Source organism: Chryseobacterium culicis (assembly GCF_900108365.1).
In the GTDB taxonomy this organism is placed as follows: domain Bacteria; phylum Bacteroidota; class Bacteroidia; order Flavobacteriales; family Weeksellaceae; genus Chryseobacterium; species Chryseobacterium culicis.
Genome location: NZ_FNWQ01000002.1, coordinates 993,612 through 1,017,696 on the forward strand (window position 1 = coordinate 993,612; position 24,085 = coordinate 1,017,696).

Sequence of the window (24,085 nt, forward strand, 5' to 3'; positions counted from 1 at the left end):
CTTATCTTCATTATTTTCAATACCTTATTACCATCTTAATGGTTTAGAAAAAGATAATTAGAATTGCAATAAGCAACTCATAATGAATTCATGAAAATTAATAATAAATTTTAGTACTTTCAATTTTAACCAGTTTCTGTTCTTCCATCTTCTTGACGTATCTGATTACCGTTTCTACCCGCAGACCGGTCAAAGTAGCTATTTGCTGCCTTGTATAGGGGATCAGAAAAGAGTAAGCTTCCTCAAAACCAAAATATCTTTTCAGATGGTCGAAAAGCTTCGTAAGCTTTACTATGGGATCCGAAATAGCCAGAAAACTGGAAATCATATATCTGAAGTGAAATCTGTCTGCAGTATACCTGTTAATGACAAGCATCAATGAAGGGTTTTCCAATAAAAATTGGAGAAATTTAGTTTTGGAAAGCCTGATAATTTCACAGTTGGTTACTGCAATGGCATTCACAGCATAATGGTGATTGGTGAATAAATAGCTTTCACCAATGCAATGACCATCAAAAGGTAGTCCATGAACAAATTCTTTTCCATCTTCCAGTAAATTATTCAGTTTCACTGTGCCGTACCTGATCTGAAAATAATATTTTACAGCAGATCCTTCCTGAAAAATAGTTTCTCCTGCTTCATACTTTTCCAGACTGGCTCCGAGGGAAAATAATAATTCTTCGCCTATGATCATCTTACATTATTAATTTGAGTAAAAATACTTAAAGAATAAGCAATGTTGCAACTTATTAAATACCACAGAGACGCAATACTTTTCAACATTACTCCTATGGGCTATTAAGCCGTAATTTTTTTCTTGTGTCTGGAGCCCCACTCTGCCAAAGCCGCAATCACATCTTTCAGTGATTCACTGTATTCTGTGGGTACATATTCTACCAGCACGGGCTTCTGATCGGTAATAACGGTTCTTTCAACCAGATGATTGACTTCCAGTTTCTTTAATTCACTGGACAATACTCTTGCAGAGATTCCGTTTATCGTGCGCTGCAGCTCATTAAAGCGTGTATGCCCGCCTAAAATAGCGATCATCACCCGTATGGTCCACCTGCCTCCCAAAACGTATAAAGCATCTTCAGTAGCAGCGAGATGGTTACTGCATTGCGGCCTCGAATACACTATTTTTTCTTCTTCCATAATCACGGTTTCTATATTACTAACCTAAATGTTATTACTAACCTTTTAGTAACTACTATATTTTTATTAGTAAATATAGATAATTTTGAAACATCAATTTTAAAAAAAATGAAAAAATGAAAAAAGTACTTCATATTATCTCAAGCCCGAGAAGTGAGTCATCAATCAGTAAAAAACTGGGAAATGCCGTGGTAGAAAAAATTACAGCTCAATATCCGGACGCGGTCATAAAAAAGCGTGACCTGACCCATCCTCTTTTTCCTCATCTGGAAGAAGCACATATCAATGCATTCTTTACTCCGGCAGAAAACCGTACGTCTGAACAGTTAGAAATCGTAAAGCTTTCGGATACGGTAATTGATGAACTTCAGGAAGCCGATATTATTGTTATTGAAGCTCCATTGTACAATTTCAGCATTACTTCTACCCTGAAATCCTGGCTTGATCATATTGCCAGAGCCGGAAAAACATTCAGTTACAGCGAAAACGGTCCTGAAGGGCTCATCAAGAATAAGAAAGTGTATCTTGCTTTTTCAAGCGGAGGTGTATATTCTGAGGGAGAAAGACAGTCCTACGATTTTGTAGTGCCTTATCTTGAAAAAACACTGGGATTTATGGGAATGACCGATATTTCTGTTGTACGTGCAGAAGGACTTTCCGTTCCTGTGGTTCAGGATACCGCACTGCAAAAAGGAATTGAAAGTATAGTGGTAGAGTAAAAAAAATAAAATTGCTGTTCCCCGGAGCAGCAATTTTTTTGTATCAGGATTGAGAATCTTACACCATTAAAAGTGTATTTTTCTCAACATATGTAAAGACTTTTTCTGTTTTTATACCGCATTTTTACGTGATAAATTCAAGATTATGGAAAACAACACACAACCTCAAGTAATCAACCCGGCAGCATTGTTCAATCCGGGTCCTTACGGTTTTTCACACAGTATTTCGGTGAAAAATCCTTCCAAAATATGCTTTATCTCAGGACAAAGCGGAGGCATCGGAGAAAACCATGTATTGGCGGATGATTTCAAAACTCAGGTTCAGGATGCCTTGAAAAATATGAAAACCGTGTTAAAGGCTCATTCCATGACATTTGAGCATATCGTAAAAATTACCCTTCTCATTGTAGACCACAATCAGGAAAAACTTGAAATATGGTCTGAAGAAGCAAAAAAAGTATGGAAAGGCACATTTTTACCTACCAGCACATTAATTCCGGTAAACCAGCTGGCTTTGCCCGGAATGTTATTTGAGATTGATGCCATTGCTGTGAGCAGTTAGTTTTGATTAAGGCGTTCAATAATTAATGATGAAAAGCTTTTAACTCCGGTTCTGATACTTTCTTCATCCACCCGGAAATTAGGCGAATGATTCATGGCGATGACTCCCTTTTCAAAATTAGAACCACCCAGAAAGAAATAAACTCCGGGAATTTTCTGCTGAAAAAAGGCAAAATCATCATTAAAAAAGGGAACCTGGCCATAATCTGACGCAACTGAATTTTTTCCGTATACATTCTGAAGAATTTCTATCGCCGAATGAGTCAGTTTTTCATCATTTAGAACAGTTGGATTTTCCTGAACAAATGAAACGGAAAGAAGCTTATTCTGATATCCGCTATTTTCTATAATTTTCTGAACCTCAGGAACTATCATGACTAAACGAGAGGCATTCGTCTCATACAGATAGGCTTCGAGAAAAGACTCGCTGTTTTTGGAATAGATATTGAATTTTCCGTCTGTGAACAGGTAATCTTTGAAAACAGTGTCAGGATTCGTCAATCCGATTTTTGGATCAACAATAGATTGTATTTCCCATGGCTTGCCTCCGTTGGAAACACGGAATAAAGAACTGCTGATTTTTTTTGACAATCCGGTAAGCTCATCTTCAGACAGCCCGTTTTTAAGCTGAATTCTTATTTTCCTCTGATAAGCAAACATTTCCCTGGGTTTCACCATGATTTGGCCTACAGGAGTAGCGGTCACGTGCAGTCCATAGATTTCGTCGGGATTAATTTTGGAAAGTAAACCGCTGTTAAGCATCCCTTTAGCTCCTTTGAATGTCTCCTCTTCAGGCTGGAATACGAAATACACCGTTCCTTTTAAAGATTTTTTATTTTTGGAAAGTACTTCAGCAATTCCGAGCCCGATAGCCATATGGATATCATGACCACAGCCATGCTGAATATCTTTTATTTTTGATTTGAAGGCTTCAGGATCTGGATAGTCGTTCGGCAGCGCATCCATATCTGACCTCCATGCTATTTTTTTACCTTTTTTATCACCCTTCAGAATCCCTATAACGCTATGTCCATAATGATCTGTCTGGACTTGCAGCCCTAAATCCAGCAGATACTGCTTAATTTTTTCCTGGGTCTGCTTTTCCTGAGAAGCCAGCTCCGGATTTTCATGAAATTCTCTTCTTATGTTTACTAATTTATTGAATATTCTGTCTGTCTCCTGCTGAACAGATTGATGGACCATCTGTTCTACCCTCGTTGAGGAATGAACAATTGCTTCTTTTTTACTGTTCAATCCCTGCGCAGACAAAAGAGAAGAAACAAAGCACAATAAGGTTAGGGGGAGTTTTTTCATGTTCAGGGGTATTGGTTTATTTTTGGTACTGGTAAAATCAAAAGTTTATTTATAATGATTAGACATTTGCAGTTCCACTTTTGTTACATCCTAATCATCAATTTATTATTTTTTGAGATCAATGATTATTTATGGTCTTAAAAACTCATCCTGCATTACCTGGTGCATAACTGATCATTATTCCAAAAACATTCAGAAAAACACGCCAGAAGCGATACCATACTCACAGAAAAGGGGCAGATTACTGCCCCTTTTTATTTTATGAAGATATCAATTAAAGATTTTCGTAGGTTTGGTCTACCATAAAGGATATTGCCTTTTTTATTTTTTCGCGTCCTTCGGGGGTATTGGTATCTATACCGCAAAAAATACTGCCATTCAGAGAGGCAAACATATTCAGATAATATAATCCTGAAACCATGATCGCCATGATAGCGCGGTAGGTTTCCAATTTATCTTTGAAGCGGGATTCCATCAATAATTTGAAGATATATTCTCCATTTTCTTCCTGAGTATCAATCAGTTTTTTTAATGATTTTCTGGGTTCGGAAATCGTCCATAAAAGAAGTTTCTGGGCTTCTTTATTGGTATATACATAATCAAACTGTGAGAGCAGCATATGCCGGATAAATTCTTGCCCTCCGTCTTCAAGATTCGGTTTCATTTTTTCTACTTCCTCGCTGGTAACTTTTACCCAGAAGTCCTGTGTACGAACATATTCATCCATCAGCCCGTCCATTCCGCCAAAATAGGTGTAAATCATTTTTTTATCTACGCCGGCAGTAGCAGCGATATCATTAATCTTTAACCCTGCATGACCTTTCGTTTTCAGAATTTTCCCCACCGCATCTAAAAATTTTTTCTTACTGCGTTCCTTGTTCCTAATACTTCCTGATGCTGACTTTCTTTCCATGACTAAACATTCAATATACAAGTTTAAGAAATTTTTTTATTATTTTAGACACCAATCAGTGTCTAATATCAACTATTTCTATATATTTGCAAAAACTAAAAACCATTATATATACAAAACACTATCGAGATTGAAAATTAAAAATTATTAAGATTGTATCGTTAGTTTCCTCAGTTTACTGTATTTCGCCATAAAATAACTGAGGTAAAACGCAACCCGGCAGTATCATTTTTTATCATGATGCTGTTTTTTATTTCTTAGAAAAATAACACCTGTAATCAATGAGTTATTTTTTGCAGATATTTGTAGAGTTTCAATCAATATCCATTTAAAAATTCGTTGTTTACTCTTCAATCAATCCTGATTTGCTTTGTTTAATGGTCCATAATGAGCCATAACTCTACCAAAGGAAGATTATTTATGGCTGAAATTAAAAAATAAAACAACTGACAATCAATGTATTAAATAAAATTAACAAATATTTAATCTTTTTACACACTTCACAGTGTCTTATTTTATATATTTGTACAAACTAAAACCATCTCTATATTTAAAAACACTTTAAGGTTGAAAAAATAAAACAATTAACGTTGTATTATTTTAGTTCCCTCACTTTAAGACCATTTCGAATACGAAACGACTAAGGTAGAAACACAACTCAAAACTAACCATTAGATTTCTAATGGTTTTGTTTTTTAAAAATACACTATTCTGCAAAACCGGCTTATACATTACAGATTTTCGTACGTATGATGCAGTAGAAAAGAAATTGCTTTTCTTATTTTTTCTCTTCCTTTATTACTGTTTACATCTATTCCACAAAAAATACTTCCGTTGATGGCAGCAAACATATTCAGATAATACAGTCCTGAAACCAGGATGGCCATAATGGAACGTACATCCTGAGCATTTTCCTTAAAACGGGAATCGACCAGCAGCTTAAAAAGATATTCTCCGTTTTCTTCCTGGGTATCGGTTAATTTTTTTAATGCTTTACGAGGTTCTGACAAACGCCATAACAGGAGTTTTTGTGCTTCCTTATGGGTATGTACATAATCAAACTGTGTCAAGAGTATTTTTTCGATAAAAGATTTTCCTCCGTCATCCGGTTTTGGCTGTATTTTCTCTACTTCTTCAATGGTAACTTTACTCCAATAATCCTGCGACCGGATATATTCATCTATTAAACCGTCTATCCCTCCAAAATAAGAGTAGATCATTTTTTTATCAACCCCGGCCATCTCAGCAATGCTATTCACCTTTAACGCAGTATATCCTTGTGTTCTCAGTATTTTGCCCACTGCATCTAAAAACTTTTTTTTACTGCGCTCTTTATTCCGGATACTCCCAGCCGCTGATTTTCTTTCCATGGTAAACTTTCAATCGTACAAGTTTAAGAATTTTTTTTCAATTTAGACACTTTTTAGTGTCTAAATGTATATATTTGCAAAAACTAATAACCATTTTTATAAACAGACAATCTAAGTTGTGAGATTGGGAGAGATCAGGTTGCACCGTTAGTTCCCTCTGCCTGAATGCCATTGCATTGTAAGATAGAGGTAAAACATTACTCAACAGCATTGTTAGCCAACTAATGATGCTGTTTTTATGAATAAAAGATTTTTTGTAAGTACTATGGATCAAAAAAGAAATGAAATTTGAGTTTTATCTAATTAAAATCAAGTATTTACAAATTTTATTTCTCACTGTAAACACCTTCAGCAAAGGGTTGTACCTAACTTTTAAAACTTTAACAGTATTTTTTACAAACTTTTTTAGATTTTAGACACTTTGTAGTGTCTTATTTTGTATATTTGCTTCAAACTAATAACCATTTTACATAGAAGCACTGTTTGAATTGAGAAAATTGATGCATTTTCCAAACGAGCAACTAAGGTAAAAACACTACATGCAACAGTATCGTTAACAGTTTTAATGATACTGTTTTTTAATTACAGAAGGCTGTATATACCGATGATTCGGTTTTTAGAATAGGTTGATATGAAAAGAGACTGTCTCAGGACAGTCTCTTCTATTTTACAAGCTTACAGGAAATCAGCCTCTCGCTTTTTCGTCTGTGAAAAACTGAAAGCCCTCTTTTCTTTCGATTAGCTGCATTGGGTACAATACAGGATTGTACTCGCCATTCAGCACTTCATTCAGAGCATGTTTTTTTGATTCTCCGAAAGCTACGACAAGAATATTTTCAGCTTTATTAATCAATGGTGCCGTCAAGGTGATTCTGAACATCTCCTGAGGCTTCAGGTAGTAAGCTGATACCCATTTTTCTTTTTCGTTTAGTACTTCTTCACCTGGAAATAATGAAGCGGTATGGCCATCATCTCCCATTCCTAAAAGAATAAAATCAAAAACGCCATCGTCACCGAGAACGCTTCTTATTTGCTCTTCGTAAGTTTTTGCATAGTTTTCCGGAAGAGTTCCGTCACTGTACATAGGAAAAACGTGGCTTTTATCTACCGGAACCTGGCTGAGAAGCGCTTCATCTGTCATCCGGAAGTTGCTTTTATCATCATTTAGAGGCACCCACCGTTCATCAACCCAAAAGAAATAGACTTTATTCCATTCTATCTGTTGTGCATATTCCGGAGTTGCCAATAGCTTAAAAATTGCTTTGGGAGAAGAACCTCCGCTTAAAGCAACCACAAAACGGTTATTCTTCCGAATGGATTTTCCCGCAAGGTCAACAAATGTATCAGCTGCCTTTGTATACAGTTTTTCCAGATTGTCAAATACTGTGATATTCATTTTTTCTTTTTAAATTTTATCTGTTTATACCCAGCTGTGCCCCTGTCTTTCAACCAAAGCATTAACGTCTTCAGGTCCCCAGCTGCCTGCTTTATAATTCGGGAAGGAGATATCTTTATTATTTTCCCAAGCTTCCTGTATGGTGGTAACAACATCCCATGCTTCTTCCACCTGATCGGAACGCATAAATAAGGTAAGGTCACCCAAAAGAGCATCCTGCAAAAGGGTTTCGTAAGCTTCCGGAGTATCATTCTGGCAGGCAAAATTATCAAAGATCATTTCTGCAGGCTTCAGATCCAGTGTAAGTCCAGGTTTTTTCGTCATAAACTGCAGTCTGATATCCATCATTGGCTGAATATTGATAATCAACCGGTTCGCTGATAAAAGGTGCGGACTGTCTGAGAAAGTAGAATGAGGCAGCGGCTTAAACTGAATGGTAATATAAGAGTGTTTTTCCTTCATTTTCTTTCCGGTACGAACATAGAAAGGTACATCCTGCCATCTTTCGTTATCCAGATAAAATTTAATGGCAGCAAAAGTTTCTGTATTGGAGTCCGGAGCTATTCCATCTTCCTGGCGATAGCCTTTCACTTCTACTCCATTTATGATTCCTTTTCCGTACTGGCCTCTTACAGCATAATGATCTACCTGATCAGGAGAAATTCTGCGGATGCACTTCAATACATCAACTTTACGGTCTCTGATCTCGCCAGACTGCAGTGATGCCGGCGGCTCCATCGCCACCATGCAGAGAATTTGCAGCAGGTGATTCTGAATCATGTCTCTCAGAGCTCCGGTCTGTTCATAAAAAGCACCCCGGGTTTCAACTCCTACCTCTTCCGCTACGGTAATCTGCACAGATTCTATGTATTTATGCTTCCATAAAGGTTCAAAAATAGAATTTCCGAATCTGAACGCCAGTATATTCTGCACCGTTTCTTTACCTAAATAGTGGTCAATACGATAGATTTGTTCTTCCTCAAATGTTTTTGCCAAAAGACTGTTCAGTTCAATTGCAGACTGTTTATTGTGCCCAAAGGGTTTTTCAATAATAATGCGGTCTTTCTTCGGATCTGAAGCTAATGAAGTGGTTTTGATATGATTGGAAATCGTAGAAATAAAATTGGGTCCTATAGAGAGGTAGAATAACCGGTTGGCTCTTACTCCGTAAACTGTATCGAAATCCTGCAGCTTTTGCTGTAGATTCTGATAAGAACTCTCCTCATCCAGCTGATGCTGAAAATAAGTAATATGAGCCTGAAAGCCCGCCCAGTCTTCGGAAGTTACTTTCTTTCTGGAGAAACTTTCAAGGTTTTGTTTAATGTAATTTCTGAAATTTTCATTGGTATTTTCTGCTCTTCCCAATGCTACGATATTGAAGCCTTTAGGCATTCTTCCATCGATATATAAGTTATAAAATGCCGGAAAAAGTTTTCTTTTTGCCAGATCTCCTGTAGCACCAAAAATAACGATAGTTGTTGGCTGCAAGATTCTATTTTGATTCATTTTTTTTCCGAATTTTAATTGTTTGTACTTTGCCAAGATGTATGAAATACTCCTTCCCTGTCAATACGCTGATAGGTATGAGCCCCGAAATAATCACGCTGAGCCTGAATTAAGTTTACAGGAAGAGATTCTGTAGTGTAGGCATCAAAATAGCCTAAAGCAGTCTGAATTCCTAAGCTTGAAATCCCGTTGACAACGGCATATCCGGCAGTTTTTCTTAATGCTTTAATTTTAGATTTAACCAGTCCGGAAATTTCCTGATCAAGAAGAATATTAGAAAGGTTAGGGTTTTGAGTATATGCTGAATAGAATTTTTCCAGCAGAACAGAACGAATGATACATCCTCCTCTCCATATTTTCACAACATCTTTTAATGGGATTTCAAAACCGTATTCTTCAGAGGCTTTTACCAATAGAGATAATCCTTGTGCATAGCTGATTAATGTTGAAAGGAAAAGAGCATCACCCACTTCCTGAATAAACAATTCTGTGTTTTCCGGTTTTGCAATTTCTTTTTCAGAGTATATTTTTGAGGCCTGAACTCTTTCTTCTTTGTACGCCGATAAAATTCTTGAGGTTACCGCTATATCAATAGTTGGAATAGAAACCCCTATTTCCATAGCCTGCTCGGAAGTCCATTTTCCGGTTCCTTTGGCTCCTGCTTTGTCTAAAATCTGGTCTACAAGGTAGTTATCTGTAAACGTATCTTTCTGCGTGAAAATATCTCTTGTGATCTCGATCAGGAAAGAGTTCATCTCCCCGTTATTCCAGTCTCTGAAAACCTGATACAGCTGATCATTATTTAAGCCCGCCCCTCTTTTAAGAAGATCATAGGCTTCACTGATAAGCTGCATAATAGCATATTCAATACCGTTATGTACCATTTTCACATAGTTTCCTGCAGATCCTTTCCCCATATAGGCTGTACATGCTTCATTATCTACTTTGGCAGCAATGGCTTCCAGCATTGGTTTCAGAAGTTTAAAAGCTTCAAGATCTCCTCCGGGCATTATGCTTGGTCCTCTTCTGGCTCCTTTTTCACCGCCGGATACCCCCATTCCCATAAAGTGAAGTTTTTTGGATGCCAGGTCAGCAACACGTCTGTTGGTATCTTCAAAATAAGAATTTCCTGCATCTATTACGATATCGCCTCCGCTCAAAAGCGGGGTAATATTTTCCAGCACTGCATCTACAGGCTTTCCTGCTGGAACCATCAGAATAATTTTCCTTGGGGTTTCTAATGCGGATACAAAATCTTCCAAAGAACCTGTACCTTTTACTTTCATTTCTGAAGCAGCTTCATTTTCTAATTCTTTAACTTTCTCCTGATCAAGGTCAAATCCTGCGATTGAAAAACCATTGTCAGCGATATTGTAAAGCAGATTCCGCCCCATTACTCCAAGGCCAACCATTCCATAACTGTATCTTTCCATTATATTGGTATTAAGATGAATTTTTATTATACAGAGAATAAAATTACGGAAATGCGAATAAGGAAAAAAATAAAGAATGGAAAAAATTCTATAAGCCCCTATTTATTCCTTTATTTATAAGCATCTAATGTGCACATTTTCACATAATTTTGGTCTTGTAGAATAAAATTCAATTATTATTATGGGAATGATCTATTAAAACAGTCTGTTTTTTGGCATAATTAAACTTATATTTGCCAAAATTTATAAAGTAATGAACTATAAACTTGAACTCAACACTCAGGAGCCTAATTCTAAAATTGTTTTTCATAACGTCAAATTTGATTCGTTCAAGATTAATATAGTTGAAAGATATATCGGGTCAATGAAGGCTCGTCCTACATTATGTGAAGTTTTATTTAAGGTAAGAACTTTGGATGATGTACTCATCAACAGAAGGGACGGTAATATCAGAGTAAAGATTAAAGGTGATGATTTTGAAACGTATCAAAAATTATCGAGAGATCTTAATTCTTATGAATATAAAAACAAACTGATCAATAGAAAAGAGGTTGAAGAAAACTATGTTCACTTCATTCTGAGTTTAGTGATTGCCAATTATCAGCTTAACTAAGCTGTTATGAGTATTGCTCCTTTATTTTTTATAGAGGAGCAGTTCTCAAAAATATTATAGCAAACGGAAAATTTTGTTTTCAAAATATTGAAAACCGCAAATGATCCGGAAAACTTTTCAAACAGTATCATTTAAATCAAATTATTCGATATGACGTAAGAGATTGCTTCAATAATATTTTTCGCCCCAATTCTTTCAAACAATTTGCTCCTGTGAAATTTTATGGTACTGGGAGATACAAACAACTGCTCTGCAATTTCTTCTATGGTTAATCCCTGAAGATAGAGTCTTATAATTTCAATTTCTCTTATTTTCAAGGTAATTTTACATTCTTCCGTCCATTTTCCGGTAGAAAGATTATACGTCCAGTAGGAATCTGAGGTGTTGGAAATGACCCGGATATTTCCTGCAGTGCGGCTCAGGGAATAGGAAACTACACAAACTACTTTAGAAATTTCTCCCTGGTCACAGATTTCTACAGGGGTAATTTTATGGTTAACAAGAACATCTACACTATTAGCATATTTCACATGGAAATCATAGGTAAGGGTATGTATTTTTTTTTCTTCCGGTGAAAGGCATTCGAAAAATTTGAATCCGGTACTGCTTACTTTTTTCAATATATCAAGATCCTCTTTCTTTGTGTATTTACGGTAAAAGCTATATCCCATTTTCTCAACCTCAGCAGAACTTAAACCTGAAAAAAGTAGGGGATTTTCTGAAATAAATTCCAACTTTCTTGTTTTAAGATCGGCAATATAGACACAGCTCAAGCTGTTTTTCGATACAGCTTTCAGTACATTTAAATATTTATTTGCATTCTTTTCATCAGAAACGGGTACAGTGCCAGACCTTTTCCTGGTATACAATGAATTTATTTTATCACTCATACTTTTGACATGATCATGGGATACAAAACTATTTGATAAGACTACTTTTTTGCAAACATATCCATAATTAAGCTAAATAAAAAATCCAATAAAACTTAATTTTAATTAAATTTAAAACTACAAAATATTTACTTTAATAATAAAATAATCTATTATTTAGTATTTTGTTAAACTTTCAGCATAAGAACAAAACGAGCTCTTCCATTCTGTAAGAAGTATAAAAACCAAATGATGTGATAAAAAATTCTGGCCTTTAGCCGAAAATCCATCAGGACGTCTTTTAAAGCATTTTTTGAAGCCTGTTTCAATTTAATTCATCAAGTCATGAGTTAAAACTATACAAAAGTATAGTCATATTAAATTTTTATTAAATTATTTTTACCCAAATCAAAATAACAAAATTAATATTTAAGAAATCGCTTAGAATAATGATAGAAACTAAAACAATTTAAACTCCCCAAAGTTTCAGTGCCGCTGAGTGAATCATCTTCATCGTATGAAACCTTCACGGACCTGCATGCCCATCTACTCTTACTTACTTATACCTCACTACTGATTCTGTTGCCCATTCATACTTTTTATGAGAAGGTCTGGTGGTAATACAGTCTATACTTTTAAACAGCTTATCGACTCTGTGATTTATACAGAGAGCTTTTCTATGGATTTATCAGAAAGTTCCATGGAAAAACTCTTCACATCAGTCTATAGAACCGTTTAAGCCTATTGGATTATGAACTCTAATTTAAAAATGAAACTATATGAGAAAAATTCTACCCCTTATCTTATTTTTTCTGATTTTCACCTCTCATGTCAGGGGACAGACCTGCGCTCCTGTTCCGGTACCTTTTTTACAGTCATTCGGTACAGGCACACTTCCTGCATGCTGGACCAATCAGAACCCTGCCTCAACCTCAACAAATGTCAATGTTAAATGGAAATTTTCCGGAACCGCCGGATATGGAGTGACCGGAAACGGGGGAAAAGCTGCCGGAACTTTTGCTTGGGTTGATGCATCTACTCCTTATGCAGGAGAACATACTGTGGAGCTTATCAGTCCTCAGATTAACTTATCGGGATTAACGAATCCTTATATCAAATTTGAATGGCTTAAAGATCACTTAACCGCCCTTAACGGAACAGTACCCGCCGCTGATAACAATGAATTAAAACTCGCGGTCAATAACGGTTCCGGATGGGTACAGGTATGGTCCGGCGACACCAACGCTCCCGAATGGAGAACTGTGGGAATACCTCTGGCAGCAAGCTATGTGGGGGCCACCATTCAGTTAAAGTTTACAGTGGATAAAGATGTAGCAGGAAATGGAAATTTCTATGATGATATACTTTTAGATGAGGTACAGGTGATTCAGGCTCCTACATGCTTTGAGCCTACCGCTTTGCCTGCAACCAATATTGCTCCCGCATCTGCTACCCTTAACTGGGCAGCACCACTCGCTCCGGCACCGGCACCAGCCAATGGTTATGAATATTATTACAGCACTACCAATACTCCGCCTGTGGCAGCTACTGCCGGGACACCAACTCCGGGAACAAGCGCCAGCATCAGCTCACTGACTTCCGGAGCTACTTATTATTGGTGGGTAAGATCTGTATGTTCGTCTACCGATAAATCGCCCTGGGTTGCAGGTAGTCCTTTCATCCCGGGGCAGATTGGAGGGGGAACAGCTACGCATGCATTTTTACCTGTTTATTCCTGTTCAGGGTTTAATTATTCTCAGCAGATTTATTTAGCTTCCGAAATTGGAGCTGCCGTAGGAACAAATAATTATATTACTGCCATCCGTTTTTTTGTTTCCACTACAGGAACTACCCAAGCCAATTATAACCAGTGGACAGTATATATGGGAAATACCGCACAACCAGACTTTGCCACTACCTCCAGCTGGATCCCGTCTTCTTCACTTACACAGGTATATTCCGGTACGTTACCGGCTATGACCGCCGGGACATGGATTGAAATCCCATTAAGCACTCCTTTCCTATGGGATGGTAGCAGTAATGTAGTGATAGGTGTGGACGAAAATTCTACCGGAACATCTTGTACTGCTAACTGGGGAAGTTATTCTGCAGGGAATAACCGTGGTATGATCTATTATAATGCGTCTACGAATCCTGATCCTTCAAGCCCTCCTATTGCTGTAAGCCGTTATGCTGTTTTACCACGATTACAGTTAACAGGCACAACTTTACCGAGCTGTACCAATACACCTCCTGCTAATATTGCAGTGAATACTATTACAGCTTCCTCAGCCAATATCACCTGGACGGCAGCAGCGAATGCCACTTATGTTGTAAGATACAGAATACCACCTTCGGTCACATGGCAGACTGTTACTGTAACAACACCTTTCACCAATACTATAACACTTACTTCTCTCATTGAGCAAACACAATATGAGGTCCAGATCGCAACCATCTGCGGAACTCAGGGGGCCTTTTCTACACCTGTAAGCTTTACAACTCCTGCACTTACTTATTGCAGTGCCGCAACAGCAACCGTTACGAACGGTTACATCAATAATGTAACGATGATTGGTACCAATGTACCTTTAACAAGCAACAATTCCGGAGCAACAACGTATACAGATTATTCCTTAGACGCCACAAAGACGATTACTCTTTTGAGAAATTCAGCAAATAATACAGTATCTGTAGGAAGATCCATTATATCCGGCACCTACTCCACCAATGCATGGATAGATTTTAACGGTGATGGTATTTTTGATAATAATCCGACTACTACTCCCGGCGGGGAAAGAATTATGAACCTTGGGTTTTCCAGTACCACTCCTGTTACCTCTACTTTTGCAGTTCCGGCTAATGCCTATTCAGGAGCGGGTAAAATAAAAATGCGTGTGATTGTATATTCTTCTACTCCGGCCAATGCCTGCGGCCCTTTAACAGGGAATGGAGAAGTTGAAGATTACTATGTAAAATTTATAGATCTTCAGCCCTGCACCACCGCTCCACCAACCAATATCGCGGTAAATAATATTACTCATAATGCTGCATACGTTTCATGGATACCTGCTTCCAATGCTTCTTATATCATAAGATGGAGACAGGGAAGCACCGGTGCATGGCTTCCAGGTGCTGCCGGGCAAACGCTGCCTGCCGGACAAAGCTTTTATACGATTACTGGTCTTGCTGAGCAGACAGGATATCAGGTACAAATTGCAACCGTCTGTAACGGAAGCCAGGGAGCTTTTTCCCCAAGCGTCAATTTTACTACGACTCCCCTAACTTATTGCAGCATGACAGGAACTGGCACCAATGACTTTATTTCAAATGTAAAAGTTACGCCCGTAAATTTCCCGGTCATGGATAACACTTCCGTTCAAACGAATTACATCAGCTATACAACACCGGCTACTCTTATCAATCTTGAAATCGGCTCTCAGGGAAATGAATTATCCGTTTCTAAAGAGTGGGCAGGAACTCAATATGCTGATGCAGTAAATGCCTGGATCGACTGGAACAGGGATGGAGTCTTCACCGATGCCGAAAAAATAATGACTTCTGCAGCGAGCACAACTACTCCAATTACGGCCAATTTTGATGTTCCGGCCACGGGAATGTATACAGGTCCGTTAACAACTACCATGAGAGTAGTCCTGAAACGAACCAGCGCTCCTGTCATGTGTGCCGATGCAGCCAATGGCGAAGTAGAAGATTATGCCGTAAGATTAAGACCCTGCAGCAATGCTACACCCGGAAACCCAACATTTACGAATATTACACACAACTCTGTAAACATCAACTGGACCGCAGCCACCAACAATAATGCGTTTCTATTAGAGTACAGACCTGTAACAAGTCCTGCTTCTGCATGGACTGCTTTAAACCTGTCTGTTTTGGGTGGAAATCCGCCTGTGACAATCAATGCATTAACTCCTGCCACGACGTATGAGGTAAGAATTGCAGCAGTTTGCGGTAGCGGAATAGGAGTATACACTCCTGTGAAAACATTTACAACGAGATGTGATCCTACTCCTCCTTTTGTAACCATAAGCAATGTAACATCAGCCTCAGCAGTGATTACCTGGAACCCTATTGTTCCAAGTGCATCATATATATTGAGATGGAGAGAAGTAGGCAATACTCCCTGGAATACTCCGACCGTTCCTCAGCCGCCGGCAAATTCGTATACGATTCAAAATCTTGATTCTTTCAAAACATATGAAGTGCAGGTTGCTACTATCTGTGATGGGGAAACCGCACCTAATCCATGGTCTAACCCTAAGGTATTTACTACAGAAAGAATCTGCGAAATTCCTCCTCCGGGACTGATGATTACTCAAATCTTCCCTACGACGGCAGAAGTGGTGTGGGACGCGTTTCCGGGAGCTGCATATATCCTGAAGTACAGAAAAGTGGGAATTCCAAGCTGGACAGATGTTATGGTGACTACCAATACGTACACGATCACAGGTTTACTTGAGCTTACAAAGTATGAAATGCAGGTAGCCAATATCTGTAACGGTACACCGGGAAATTTCACGAAATTATATTATTTCACTACACCTACAGTGGTATACTGCCCGATGTCAGCAGCTAATTCTACAACGGAATTTATTTCAAAAGTGACTGTAAAGCCTACTGGTAATAAGGAAATGATCAATGAATCTGCTGCCTCTACTTATTCTGATTTTACAGGAAATTCATTACATTTTATTGAGCTGACTCAAGGATCAAAAGGGAATCAGATCACCATTGATAAAACATTAAGCTCTGGCACCAATGCAGGAGTTGCAGTTTGGATTGACTTCAACAGAAACGGAGAATTCGACATCAATGAAAGAATTCTGGCAGACGGCCCCAACGGAAACCCAACCGCAGCTACTACATTCTCTGTACCTGATAATGCCTTTATAAGTATGACAGATTATAAGTATGTGGTAATGAGAGTCGCTTTACAAAAAGATGGTATCCCTGTAAACTGCACAGGTTTCAAGGATGGCGAAGTAGAAGATTATACGGTAAAAATTTCTAAACTGCCGGTACCAAACTCTCTCAACCAAGCGGATATTCATATTTATCCTAACCCGGTAAGTTCAATATTATATATAAAAAATATTAGCTTTAAAGCTCAATATAAGATCTACAGTGCTGCCGGGAGGTTAATATCAACCGGTATTATCCTGAACAATGCCATTGATGTAAGTAATCTTATCCACGGGATGTATATGATAGAGATAGAGGATGGAGGCGTAACCGTTCAGAAAAAATTTATTAAAGAATCTTAGTCTATTTGTATATGAAAATTCAATTTTTAGAATCAAAACTTAATAATTCATGAAAAACATTATATTCAGCTTATTATTTATCCTACTGAGCATTCCTGCTTTGGCTCAGAGAGATACGGATCACTGGTTCGCGCCTTACTATGCCTCAACAAGTTATACTCAGGCATTATATCTTTCCACTGATTCTGCAACCCCTTTTACCGTTACGGTTAACAGTAACAATAATCCCATTGGTACGGTAACGATCAGCAAAAATGCTCCACAGATATTTGTGGTACCCATTGCTGTTATTGCAGCTAATGTTACATCAGATGCTTTCAATATCATCAACAAGGGATTGCATGTACAGGGTACCAAGCCGTTCTACTGTTCATTAAGAATTGTAAGCAGCACCACACACGCAGAAATCATAACCAGTAAGGGGAAAGCAGGAATCGGAAAGGAATTTTATGTAGCCGGAACTCCTACTACCTCATCATCCAGCGGTTATAATTTTACGGCAGGTATACTGGCCACAGAAAATAATACCGTAGTCACCGCTACATGGAACGGAAATGTGACATTCTTCGGTGCAGCACCTACAGGAACCAATACGCATACGGTTACTCTTAATAAAGGTCAGTCTTTTATTTTTGCAGGCGGACCGGGAACAGGCGGCCAAAATCAATCGGCTTTTATTGGGGCCAAAATTGTTTCGGATAAACCCATTACGCTTACCAACGGAAATGTTAATGGAAACTTCGGAAACAATACAGGTTCTGGCTCAGATGCCATTCTTGACCAGTCTGTTCCCACAGACAGACTTGGAAGTACGTTTGCCATGGTAAGAACCAGATCTTCAGTGGATGATCTTGAGGGGGGTATTATTGTTGGAACCGAAGATCATACCCAGATATTCATCAATGGTTCCACAACACCTATTGCGACCATCAACAGTGGTGATTTTTACAGAATTTCAGGAAACAATTATGTACAGCAGGGAAATTCAGGGCATTTTAATATGTTTATCACCACTTCAAAGAATGTTTATCTGTATCAGCTGGTTTCGGTAGGAAACAGCAGTGCAACATGTGGTTATAATTATATTCCGCCATTAAACTGTTTTCTGCCAAGAAAAATTGACGAGATCGGAAAAATTAACGAAATGCCTACCGGAACGGGAACTTCAAGTACTGTTCCGAACGGAACTATAGTAAAATTAAATATTCTTACAGAAGCCGGAGCCAATGTGACCGTCAACGGAGTTCAGCCGCTCGCTTCAGAAGGTCCATTTCCATTAACGGGAAATAACAGCTGGGTAACCTACGCTATCCCTTCTATAACAGGAAATGTAACAGTTATTTCCGATAAAGCAGTAACTGCCGGTATTAATGGAGGGTACAGCACATCGGGATATGGAGGGTACTTTGCGGGTTTCTCCTCTATTCCATTAATTGCAAAGCAAACCGGTGAATGTATTCCTGGTATTGTTCTGGAAGTTGATGACAGTTATGATACCTATCAGTGGTTCCTAAATGGGAATCCCATTAACGGAGCCAATTCAAATACTTTTACACCATTGGTCTCAGGAAATTATACCGTAAGAATTGCTGTAGGATCATGTACTCCGGCTGTTACTCCAGTCTATAAAGTGTATACATGTCTTGAAGAATCTACGAAAGCAATGACGGTGTGCGAAGGCTATCAGGCTATCGTTCCTGAGTTTACCAATTCCACCCAAAGCTATGTTCCGAGTACAGTAACGATCCTGACACCTCCGGTAAACGGAACGGCTACTGTGGATCCGGCTGGAGTTATTAATTATACACCTAACTTCGGTTATATGGGTACGGATACGATTGTTTACAAATTCTGTGGTAATAACCCGGATTTTACAGATTGCGAACAGGTTACTCTAACCTTAACGGTTTCTGAAAGCCCCATCGTTAAAGACGCAGCCTTAAAATCATGTTTTGAACCGTCTAATCCGGTACTTGGTAAATTTGACCTGACCTCTGCCGGAGTGAATGTACAGCCGGGAACCATTAAACAGTATTATCCCTCTCCTACTGATGCACAAAACGGAACCAATGAAATTCTGACTCCCGCCAATTATATTGCTCCTGACGGAGTAGTCTACATCAAAGTAAGCAATGCCAACGGATGTTACAGAATTGCAGAAGTGACTCTTACTGTCATCCCTCCTGCTTACTCAGATGTATTAAAAGATCAGATTATCTGTATGGAAAATACCACTACGTTAGATGCAGGGCCCGGATTTACTTCTTATCTATGGAGTACCGGTGATACCACACAATCCATCAAAAATGCAGGGGTTGGAACGTACTGGGTAGATCTTAAAACCAGAGAATGTACCACCAGACAGACTGTAAAGGTTTATCCTTCGGAAAACCCTGTCATTTCGGATATTAATATCAGCAACAACACTGTTACGCTTACTGTACTTGCGGGAAGTTCCCCTTATCAGTATTCAATGGATAATGTCAACTGGCAGCATGAAAATGTATTCACCAATGTTCCGCGGGGAAGCCATACTTTTTATGTAAAAGATGCTTACAACTGTATACCTGTAGAAGTAGAAATTACAGTTCCGAATCTGATCAATATCATCACTCCTAACGGAGACGGAATTAATGATGTACTGGATTATTCCGCTTTAGCCGGAAAACCGAATTTTACTTTCAGCATTTATGACAGATATGGAACCAAAATTCATGAGGGAAATCAACTAAACGGATATCAATGGGACGGAAGCATCGGCGGCAAGAAGGTCTCTACAGGAAACTACTGGTTTGATATGGGATGGAATGAGACCAACAGAAAGCAAACCCCAATTAAGTATACGGGATGGATCATGGTAAAAAACAGAAATTAATGTCAATATTTAAATACCTATTACGAGCATGAAAAAGCTATTTTATATATTCCTTGTTTTTATTTCAGGAGTACTTTCTGCCCAAAAAAACACTTCTGTGAAGTTTGCAGTCTACAATAATGCAATCGGCACTGCCGATATGTTTGATCTTTATAAGAACAGTATTGCAAATACAGCTGTTTTTAAAAAATCCGGCCTTCCCTCTCATCTGAAGAAGTTTGATTATCTGGCTGACAATGGTTTAATAGAAATAAAGTTTAAGAAAAATGCCGGCTATCCCGACAGTTTATCTCTGGAAATGCTGAATGATCAAAATAATCTTCCGAAAGACAGACCTGTATTTATTGAAGGATATCAGTTCAATGATACTACTACTCTTGTGTATAATGAAATGATCAGCAACATAGAAGTTATAGACCATAACGGAGAGAAAAACATCCATATTTCCACCATAAGAAATTAATGACCTGTTTTGACGGAAATTAATTTAAAACCAGAGACTGTTTCACTTTGAAATAGTCTCTTTTCAGCTGGATGGATATTGACCTTCTTGCTATCGTGTAGTTTTCTGATTATGATATGAAAGCATTACGGTTTTTGATCCATCTGCTCCGTGAAAAGCATACAACAATACTACTACGTTGCTACTACATCAGCTCTGAGCCATGTAAAACAGATACATATCATATACTAAATGTACAAAAACTGTTATCAAACACCAATTATATTTAAAAATTAGCAATTAATTTTGAGGGACTGAAGAAAAACTTACGATAGACTAACTGCAGTAAAAAGCAGTTAATCATGAGTGTACCGTGTACCTGTAGGAGAAACGAACTCCCGCAGGTACTTTTTAATCCATAAGAGAAAAGATCATCATCACACCCTATATTTTTAATCATGCCAATAGTGTACCTGCAATATAAGTGGTTTTTTGCAGGTACCTTTTTTTGAAAAAAATAGTAAATGCTGAAAAACATCTCTTTCTGATTTAACTCCAGTCAAAAAAAACCAGGCTGTCTCAAAAAAACGAGACAGCCTGATAACATACTAAATCAAAAATTGTTTCTTCCACTTGGCCACCGTATTACGGCTTAGTTTGAAATGCCTTGCCAATTCAGAATTATTAAGTTTATTCTTCGTTTGATAATCCAAAATTTCTAAAATAGATGTTTTGTCATAAGAACGATGCCTCTGATTAGCAAACTGGGTTTCCTGATCAGCTTTAGGAAAAATAATATTATTAATGGTGATAACATCTTTCACAGAAAATACTGTTTTAGATAAAATGGTTTCGCACTGTTCTTTTTTGGTAGGATATTTCACTAAAATATCCTCATATATTTTCTTGTAATCAGGATTCTGCATTTCTTCAGTTTATTTGTTTTTATTGTATAATGTATCTTAGTTTTAGTTCCTGTTCTTATCCCTGAAGTTCATTTGATGCCTTCCGGGAAATCAAAGCCTTCATTCTCATATATTGCTAAAAATGAATATGTTTGTAACCTCTTTATTCACTTAATGCTTCCTGTCTTCAAATAAAAAACTGTTCAAGTCTTATTTTGGATCTGTGAAACTTCAGTTATAGGTTGATATGAGGAATGAGCAGGCTTTGTATCCGGATTCATTTCAATTATCTAATGTTCTTTTTTTAAATCACAATATGAATAGTATACTCCCCTTACTGGACTTTCCTGAATATAAAAAATCAATCTCATAAAGAATTATAATCATCTGTTGAGGATCTGCCAGAAAAAGCGGTGGATTAAGTGTTAAAGCACTACAGCAATTCTTTTCCGATCTCTATGTGTTTTTTAATTCTGTTGCAAAAGTGTTATTTTTTGAATTGCATTCCAAGAAAAGAGGTATGACTTAGATATTACTCGGAACTGTACATTATTTTTTTGAACCTTACATCAATTTATCATCTCTTCCATTTTGGCTCAGTATGCTTATAAAACCCTGTATAATTTCTGATTATAGCACATCTCCGATCACTGTAACAGATTATTTTTATTTAAGATAAACATCTGCCCTTCCTATCGCGTGGTAAACTCTGACGTTTCCTACGGTACCTCCTTCATATTCTCTTCTTGCCTGTAAATCAAAGGTGTAAGTTCCGGGAGCAAGATTGGATATAGAATATACTGTTGCAAAATTAGAGTAGGTACTGATATTACTAATCTGGTACCAGCTTACCATACTTACAGATCCGTATGTAGCCGCTGCAGCTCCTGATTGGACAATTTGGAAACGTAACGAGCCATATGCATTTTGTGCAGAATTATGTATCATTGTATAGCCTGTAAAATATAATACTACTTTTGCATTAGAAGAAGGAACAGTTACCGTAACAGAAGCATTAGGAACCGTAGTATAGGCTGTTCCGGCAGGTAACCCCAATAGCTGTCCCGCTTGCACGGGTGTGCTGGAATTATAATCAACAAGATTCATGTTTGAATCAGCATCCAAATCCCAGCCATTAGCTGTACCAGCTGTGAGAGTGGCAGATTTTCCCGGCTGTAAAACAAAGGTATTGGTATTGGCGTTGTACCATCCTAAACGCATGATCTGGCCAGCAGCAGCAGTTAATGTCAGAGTACCGGATGTACTGTTGTTCTTGATATAATACTTTCTGCCTGTGAAATCTGATGTTGATCCATCCGTTGCAGACTTTGCAGGAAGAGCCAGCGACGAATTTCCGGTTCCGGAGAAAGAAACATGATAATCTGTAGGATTAAGCGCGCTCGCACCTGTTGTTGTAATTTCACGAAAATTGCCTTCAATAGAACCTCTTACATCCAGGGTACTGGAAGGATTGGGTGTATTGATACCTACCTGAGAATAAGCAGGAGTTGATAAAAATAATATACCTGCCCAAAATAACAGTTGTGTTTTCATTGTGTTTTTCTTTTTGTTGTGTTAAAGTACGATCCCCGGTATGGGAACCTGCCAAGCTCTTATTAAAATAATAAACCGCAATAATAAGAGCGTTGACTTTTCCTGAATTCGGCTCTGAGTTTTACAATATTGTATTAAAATTCTCTTCGGAATTCAGAGATTCATTGTGTGTTTTTAGAATCCTTTATAATATAGTATCACCCAAATAAAATATAATAGTAAATACCGTGTATTTTATTTTACATAAACTTCTGCTTTACCTGTGGATCCCAAAATTCTGACAGCAGTTACGGTACCATTTTCACCAAGTCTGTTTACTGCAAAAGAAAATGTATAGGTTCCGGGAGCAAGATTGGTAACAGAATAGGTTGTAGAGAAATTAAATCTTTGGGCAGCGCCATTATAACTGTACCACTGGTCCTCTATAATATTATCATTACCTGCTCCATATTCTGCCGATGCTGTACCTGTCTGCTCAATATAGAATCTTACCCAACCAGATGAACCCGCGGCACCCACCGATTCTCCATATCCCGTAAAAGTTAATTCTACTTTTGCTCCTTTAAAAGGCACTGTGACAGTAACCGGAGAATCAGTCATAATATACCGGTCATTGCCACCGGGAGTTGGCGGTACATTTTGTACTGTCGTGGATGGCCCTTTGAAATCCATATCCGCAAGCTTCCAATCAGTCTTCGCATCGAGATCCCATCCATTAGCGCCACCGGCTGTAATAACGGCAGACATTCCCGGCTGTAAAATATACGTAGCAGTACTGGCTGCATTACTTCCTAAGCGGATGATTTCTCCGGACGCGGCAGTTAAAGTCAGAGTGCTGGTTGTACTGTTGTTGCTGATATAATATTTTCTGCCTCTGAAATCGGCTGCTGTATTGTCTGAAGCAGATTTTGAAGGAATATTCAGCACAGAATCTGATGTTCCGGAAAAGGAAACATGATAATCTGTAGCATTAAGTGAAGTGGTGCCTGTAATTTCACGAAAGTTCCCTTCAATAGAACCTCTTACATCCAGGGTACTGGAGGGTGTAGGAGTCATAACGCCTACCTGGGAGTAAGCATGTACTGATAAAAATAAAGTACCTGCCAGGAATAAAAGTTGTGTTTTCATTGTGTTTTTTACTTTTTGCAAATCTTGTCCAGGATCTTAGATTA

At 38.0% G+C, this 24,085-nt stretch carries 18 protein-coding genes; 6 read left to right on the forward strand and 12 right to left on the reverse strand.

The features are described from left to right. Positions 1–97 precede the first annotated feature (97 nt). Together BLW74_RS10895 and BLW74_RS10900 are read right to left on the reverse strand one after the other, a co-directional pair. Positions 98–694, reverse strand: coding sequence for a Crp/Fnr family transcriptional regulator (locus BLW74_RS10895; protein WP_089692425.1), 597 nt, complete (start codon positions 692–694; stop codon positions 98–100). Positions 695–798: 104 nt separating this feature from the next. After that, positions 799–1,155: a winged helix-turn-helix transcriptional regulator gene (locus BLW74_RS10900; protein ID WP_089692426.1), complete on the reverse strand. Its 357-nt coding sequence runs from the start codon at positions 1,153–1,155 to the stop codon at positions 799–801. A gap of 116 nt (positions 1,156–1,271) precedes the next feature. On the opposite strand from BLW74_RS10900, the gene BLW74_RS10905 reads away from it, so the two are divergent. Beyond that, complete coding sequence (locus BLW74_RS10905; RefSeq protein WP_089692427.1) at positions 1,272–1,874, forward strand: FMN-dependent NADH-azoreductase; 603 nt, start codon at positions 1,272–1,274, stop codon at positions 1,872–1,874. A 145-nt stretch (positions 1,875–2,019) separates the two neighbouring features. Beyond that, positions 2,020–2,436 (forward strand): RidA family protein, encoded by a 417-nt coding sequence (locus tag BLW74_RS10910; protein WP_089692428.1) that lies wholly within the window; start codon positions 2,020–2,022, stop codon positions 2,434–2,436. On the opposite strand, the gene BLW74_RS10915 is transcribed toward BLW74_RS10910, so the two are convergent. The 6 genes from BLW74_RS10915 to gndA form a co-directional block, all read right to left on the reverse strand. Continuing rightward, positions 2,433–3,749, reverse strand: a complete 1,317-nt coding sequence (locus tag BLW74_RS10915; RefSeq protein ID WP_089692429.1) for a M20 metallopeptidase family protein — start codon at positions 3,747–3,749, stop codon at positions 2,433–2,435. The two genes, BLW74_RS10910 and BLW74_RS10915, sit on opposite strands and share 4 nt — an antisense overlap. Before the next feature lie 274 nt (positions 3,750–4,023). After that, positions 4,024–4,662, reverse strand: coding sequence for a TetR/AcrR family transcriptional regulator (locus BLW74_RS10920; protein WP_089692430.1), 639 nt, complete (start codon positions 4,660–4,662; stop codon positions 4,024–4,026). 731 nt (positions 4,663–5,393) lie between these two features. Continuing rightward, the gene (locus BLW74_RS10925) at positions 5,394–6,032 is read right to left on the reverse strand and encodes a TetR/AcrR family transcriptional regulator (protein ID WP_089692431.1); all 639 of its coding nucleotides are present in this window, start codon (positions 6,030–6,032) and stop codon (positions 5,394–5,396) included. 685 nt (positions 6,033–6,717) lie between these two features. Next, positions 6,718–7,428, reverse strand: a complete 711-nt coding sequence (gene pgl, locus BLW74_RS10930) for a 6-phosphogluconolactonase (protein WP_089692432.1) — start codon at positions 7,426–7,428, stop codon at positions 6,718–6,720. A gap of 24 nt (positions 7,429–7,452) precedes the next feature. Then, positions 7,453–8,934: a glucose-6-phosphate dehydrogenase gene (zwf, locus tag BLW74_RS10935; RefSeq protein ID WP_089692621.1), complete on the reverse strand. Its 1,482-nt coding sequence runs from the start codon at positions 8,932–8,934 to the stop codon at positions 7,453–7,455. 14 nt (positions 8,935–8,948) lie between these two features. After that, positions 8,949–10,367 carry an NADP-dependent phosphogluconate dehydrogenase gene (gene gndA, locus BLW74_RS10940; RefSeq protein WP_089692433.1) on the reverse strand — a complete coding sequence of 473 codons (1,419 nt, stop codon included), beginning with the start codon at positions 10,365–10,367 and terminating at the stop codon, positions 8,949–8,951. A 253-nt stretch (positions 10,368–10,620) separates the two neighbouring features. Between gndA and BLW74_RS10945 the strand changes: the two genes are divergently transcribed. Next, on the forward strand, positions 10,621–10,980 hold the full coding sequence (locus BLW74_RS10945; RefSeq protein ID WP_089692434.1) for a prevent-host-death protein: 360 nt from the start codon (positions 10,621–10,623) through the stop codon (positions 10,978–10,980). A gap of 131 nt (positions 10,981–11,111) precedes the next feature. On the opposite strand, the gene BLW74_RS10950 is transcribed toward BLW74_RS10945, so the two are convergent. Beyond that, positions 11,112–11,870 (reverse strand): response regulator transcription factor, encoded by a 759-nt coding sequence (locus BLW74_RS10950; RefSeq protein ID WP_089692435.1) that lies wholly within the window; start codon positions 11,868–11,870, stop codon positions 11,112–11,114. A gap of 758 nt (positions 11,871–12,628) precedes the next feature. Between BLW74_RS10950 and BLW74_RS10955 the strand changes: the two genes are divergently transcribed. From BLW74_RS10955 to BLW74_RS10965, 3 genes are read left to right on the forward strand one after another with little or no spacing between them, the layout of a single operon-like run. Further along, the gene (locus BLW74_RS10955) at positions 12,629–17,137 is read left to right on the forward strand and encodes a GEVED domain-containing protein (protein ID WP_089692436.1); all 4,509 of its coding nucleotides are present in this window, start codon (positions 12,629–12,631) and stop codon (positions 17,135–17,137) included. Between the two features lie 49 nt (positions 17,138–17,186). Beyond that, positions 17,187–20,012: a T9SS type B sorting domain-containing protein gene (locus tag BLW74_RS10960; RefSeq protein WP_089692437.1), complete on the forward strand. Its 2,826-nt coding sequence runs from the start codon at positions 17,187–17,189 to the stop codon at positions 20,010–20,012. Positions 20,013–20,040: 28 nt separating this feature from the next. Continuing rightward, on the forward strand, positions 20,041–20,475 hold the full coding sequence (locus tag BLW74_RS10965) for a hypothetical protein (RefSeq protein ID WP_089692438.1): 435 nt from the start codon (positions 20,041–20,043) through the stop codon (positions 20,473–20,475). 587 nt (positions 20,476–21,062) lie between these two features. Here the strand turns inward: BLW74_RS10965 and BLW74_RS10970 are convergent. The 3 genes from BLW74_RS10970 to BLW74_RS10980 form a co-directional block, all read right to left on the reverse strand. Further along, positions 21,063–21,380, reverse strand: a complete 318-nt coding sequence (locus tag BLW74_RS10970; RefSeq protein ID WP_089692439.1) for a helix-turn-helix domain-containing protein — start codon at positions 21,378–21,380, stop codon at positions 21,063–21,065. Between the two features lie 645 nt (positions 21,381–22,025). After that, the gene (locus BLW74_RS10975) at positions 22,026–22,913 is read right to left on the reverse strand and encodes a hypothetical protein (RefSeq protein ID WP_089692440.1); all 888 of its coding nucleotides are present in this window, start codon (positions 22,911–22,913) and stop codon (positions 22,026–22,028) included. A gap of 234 nt (positions 22,914–23,147) precedes the next feature. Next, positions 23,148–24,041: a hypothetical protein gene (locus tag BLW74_RS10980; RefSeq protein ID WP_089692441.1), complete on the reverse strand. Its 894-nt coding sequence runs from the start codon at positions 24,039–24,041 to the stop codon at positions 23,148–23,150. Positions 24,042–24,085: the final 44 nt, after the last annotated feature.

What these genes read in the sequence shown, in the direction of transcription:
- BLW74_RS10895 (WP_089692425.1), bottom strand. Translation starts at nt 694, where the DNA reads ATGATCATAGGCGAAGAATTATTATTTTCCCTCGGAGCCAGTCTGGAA.
- BLW74_RS10900 (WP_089692426.1), bottom strand. Translation starts at nt 1,155, where the DNA reads ATGGAAGAAGAAAAAATAGTGTATTCGAGGCCGCAATGCAGTAACCAT.
- BLW74_RS10905 (WP_089692427.1), top strand. Translation starts at nt 1,272, where the DNA reads ATGAAAAAAGTACTTCATATTATCTCAAGCCCGAGAAGTGAGTCATCA.
- BLW74_RS10910 (WP_089692428.1), top strand. Translation starts at nt 2,020, where the DNA reads ATGGAAAACAACACACAACCTCAAGTAATCAACCCGGCAGCATTGTTC.
- BLW74_RS10915 (WP_089692429.1), bottom strand. Translation starts at nt 3,749, where the DNA reads ATGAAAAAACTCCCCCTAACCTTATTGTGCTTTGTTTCTTCTCTTTTG.
- BLW74_RS10920 (WP_089692430.1), bottom strand. Translation starts at nt 4,662, where the DNA reads ATGGAAAGAAAGTCAGCATCAGGAAGTATTAGGAACAAGGAACGCAGT.
- BLW74_RS10925 (WP_089692431.1), bottom strand. Translation starts at nt 6,032, where the DNA reads ATGGAAAGAAAATCAGCGGCTGGGAGTATCCGGAATAAAGAGCGCAGT.
- pgl (WP_089692432.1), bottom strand. Translation starts at nt 7,428, where the DNA reads ATGAATATCACAGTATTTGACAATCTGGAAAAACTGTATACAAAGGCA.
- zwf (WP_089692621.1), bottom strand. Translation starts at nt 8,934, where the DNA reads ATGAATCAAAATAGAATCTTGCAGCCAACAACTATCGTTATTTTTGGT.
- gndA (WP_089692433.1), bottom strand. Translation starts at nt 10,367, where the DNA reads ATGGAAAGATACAGTTATGGAATGGTTGGCCTTGGAGTAATGGGGCGG.
- BLW74_RS10945 (WP_089692434.1), top strand. Translation starts at nt 10,621, where the DNA reads ATGAACTATAAACTTGAACTCAACACTCAGGAGCCTAATTCTAAAATT.
- BLW74_RS10950 (WP_089692435.1), bottom strand. Translation starts at nt 11,870, where the DNA reads ATGAGTGATAAAATAAATTCATTGTATACCAGGAAAAGGTCTGGCACT.
- BLW74_RS10955 (WP_089692436.1), top strand. Translation starts at nt 12,629, where the DNA reads ATGAGAAAAATTCTACCCCTTATCTTATTTTTTCTGATTTTCACCTCT.
- BLW74_RS10960 (WP_089692437.1), top strand. Translation starts at nt 17,187, where the DNA reads ATGAAAAACATTATATTCAGCTTATTATTTATCCTACTGAGCATTCCT.
- BLW74_RS10965 (WP_089692438.1), top strand. Translation starts at nt 20,041, where the DNA reads ATGAAAAAGCTATTTTATATATTCCTTGTTTTTATTTCAGGAGTACTT.
- BLW74_RS10970 (WP_089692439.1), bottom strand. Translation starts at nt 21,380, where the DNA reads ATGCAGAATCCTGATTACAAGAAAATATATGAGGATATTTTAGTGAAA.
- BLW74_RS10975 (WP_089692440.1), bottom strand. Translation starts at nt 22,913, where the DNA reads ATGAAAACACAACTGTTATTTTGGGCAGGTATATTATTTTTATCAACT.
- BLW74_RS10980 (WP_089692441.1), bottom strand. Translation starts at nt 24,041, where the DNA reads ATGAAAACACAACTTTTATTCCTGGCAGGTACTTTATTTTTATCAGTA.